This window comes from Roseibium sp., assembly GCF_025698965.1.
Taxonomy (GTDB): domain Bacteria; phylum Pseudomonadota; class Alphaproteobacteria; order Rhizobiales; family Stappiaceae; genus Roseibium.
In genome coordinates this window covers 1-3,013 of sequence record NZ_JAILWL010000627.1, presented here as the reverse complement: position 1 = coordinate 3,013, position 3,013 = coordinate 1, and the positions used below count along the sequence as shown (strand labels likewise).

At 57.9% G+C, this 3,013-nt stretch carries 1 protein-coding gene; it reads right to left on the bottom strand.

The annotated features are described in order from the left end of the window. The coding region (gene gltB, locus K5905_RS30720) for a glutamate synthase large subunit (RefSeq protein WP_297591523.1) at nucleotides 1–3,013 on the bottom strand (3,013 nt) is incomplete at both ends.

The following is a 3,013-nucleotide window of genomic DNA, read 5'->3' as shown; positions in this document are numbered from 1 at the left end:
CAAGAAGATCGTCTTCTTCCGTCACCGGCTCCAGGTCGACCATGGCAAGGTTGCAGCGTGAACCGAAAGTTCCGTCCTCATCGAGAACATAGGCGATGCCGCCCGACATGCCGGCTGCGAAGTTTCGGCCTGTTTGACCGATGACAACGACGACACCGCCGGTCATGTATTCGCAGCCGTGATCGCCAACGCCTTCAACCACAGCAACGGCGCCGGAGTTGCGGACTGCAAACCGTTCGCCAGCCACGCCGCGGAAGTAACATTCGCCCTCGGTGGCCCCATAGAGCACAGTGTTGCCGACGATGATGGAGTTCTCTGCGACTATGCGTGTGTTTTCCGGTGGGCGAACAATGAGTTTGCCACCTGCAAGGCCCTTGCCGACATAGTCGTTGGCGTCGCCAACCAGATCAATCGTGACACCGCGAGCGACGAAGGCGCCGAACGCCTGTCCTGCCGTGCCTTTCAGATTGATTTTAAGAGTGTCGGCGTGTTTGAGGCCCTTGTTGCCATACCGTTTGGCAATTTCACCGGACAGCATCGCGCCCACAGACCGATCGACCGAACAGATGGTTTCATCGATGACCGTTGGTTCCTTGCTGTCCAATGCAGGTTTGGCGGCAGAGATCAGGCGGCGGTCGAGAATATCGACAATCGGATGTTCCTGACGAGCTGTCCAGCGGGTTTCTTCCGCGGCCGCTTCCGGTTGGAAGAAGATGCGAGAGAAGTCGAGACCCTTCGCCTTCCAGTGTTCGATCGCCTGGTTCTTGTCGAGATAGTCCGAACGTCCGATCAGATCGTCCAGTTTTTCGACACCGAGCGCTGCCATCAGCTCGCGTACTTCCTCGGCAACATAGAAGAAGTAATTGATGACGTGCTCGGGTGCTCCCTTGAAGCGCTTGCGCAGAACCGGGTCCTGGGTGGCAATACCGACCGGGCAGGTGTTCAGGTGACACTTGCGCATCATCAGGCAACCTGCGGCAATCAGCGGAGCCGTTGAGAAACCGAACTCATCCGCCCCAAGAAGCGCGCCGATGATGACATCGCGACCCGTGCGCAGACCACCATCGACCTGAAGTGCGATACGTGAGCGCAGTCCGTTCAGAACAAGCGTCTGCTGGGTTTCGGCAAGGCCGATTTCCCACGGGCTGCCCGCGTGTTTGATGGAGGTGAGCGGTGACGCTCCAGTGCCGCCGTCATAGCCGGAAATGGTGATATGGTCGGCGCGAGCCTTTGCAACACCGGCCGCAACTGTGCCGACGCCGACTTCCGACACCAGCTTGACCGAGATATCGGCTTCCGGATTGACGTTTTTCAGATCGTAGATGAGCTGCGCCAGATCCTCGATGGAATAGATGTCGTGGTGCGGTGGCGGCGAGATCAGGCCGACGCCCGGTGTTGAGTGGCGAACCTTGGCAATGACCGCATCGACTTTGTGACCCGGAAGCTGCCCGCCTTCGCCGGGCTTGGCGCCCTGGGCAACCTTAATCTGGATCATGTCGGAGTTGACCAGATATTCCGTTGTCACACCGAAACGCCCGGATGCAACCTGTTTGATGGCAGAGCGCTGTGGGTTCGACGAACCGTCCGGCAACGGATTGAAGCGCTCCGGTTCTTCACCGCCTTCACCGGTATTCGACTTGCCGCCGATCTGGTTCATGGCAATCGCAAGCGTCGAATGCGCCTCGCGGGAAATGGAGCCGAAGGACATCGCACCGGTAACAAAGCGTTTGACGATGTTCTCGGCCGGCTCAACCTTGTCGATATCAATCGATGTGTGGCCGATTTCGTCGGCGGACCTGATCCGGAACAGGCCACGGATGGCGAAGCGGCCGCTTTCCTGGTTCACTTCCTTGGCAAATGCCCGGTACATGTCCGGCAGATTGGAGCGAACGGCATGCTGCAGCGTTGCAATGGAGTCCGGCGTCCACATGTGGCTTTCGCCGCGGGTCCGGTAGGCGTATTCGCCACCGATCTCGAGGGAGCGGCGCAGGATCGCAACATCGCCGAAAGCTTCGGCGTGGCGCAAGACGGTCTCGTCGGCAACCTGGGTCAGGCCAATGCCCTCGATCATGGTTGCCGTTCCGAAGAAATATTTCTTGACGAATTCGGAAGAAAGTCCGACCGCGTCGAATATTTGCGCGCCGCAATAGGACTGGTAGGTCGAAATGCCCATCTTGGACATGACTTTCAAAATGCCCTTGTCGATCGACTTGATGTAGCGTTCTACAACCTCGTACTGATCAACTTCCTCAGGGAAGTCCATTTCCATATGCATGGACAGCAAGGTTTCAAAAGCCAGATACGGATTGATCGCCTCAGCACCGAAGCCGGCCAGAACGCAGAAATGATGAATTTCGCGGGCCTCACCGGTTTCAACAACCAGACCGACAGACGTCCTTAGTCCCTTGCGAATCAGGTGGTGATGCACTGCCGCGGTTGCCAGCAATGCCGGGATCGCGATCCGGGACCGGCTGATCAGACGGTCGGACAGAATGATGATGTTGTAGCCGTCACGTACCGCCTTTTCGGCCCGCTGGCACAATTCCTCCAGCGCACCTTCCATGCCGGTGGCGCCTTTTTCGGAATTGTAGGTGATGTCGAGCGTTTTTGCGGAGAACTGGTTGTCGGCAATATCGCCGATCGCGCGGATCTTCTCCAGGTCCTCGTTGGTCAGGATCGGCTGACGAACCTCGAGGCGCTTGGAGGTGGACAGGCCCTTGAGATCGAAAATGTTCGGACGCGGACCGATGAAGGACACAAGGCTCATCACCAGTTCTTCGCGGATCGGATCGATCGGCGGGTTGGTGACTTGCGCGAAATTCTGCTTGAAATAAGTGTAGAGCAGTTTCGACTTGTCGGAAAGTGCCGAAATCGGTGTGTCGGTACCCATGGAGCCGATGGCTTCCTGGCCAACGGTTGCCATCGGAATCATCAGAAGTTTGATGTCTTCCTGGGTGTAGCCGAAGGCCTGCTGACGGTCGAGCAGGCTTTCACCGGCAACCGGGGCCCGTTG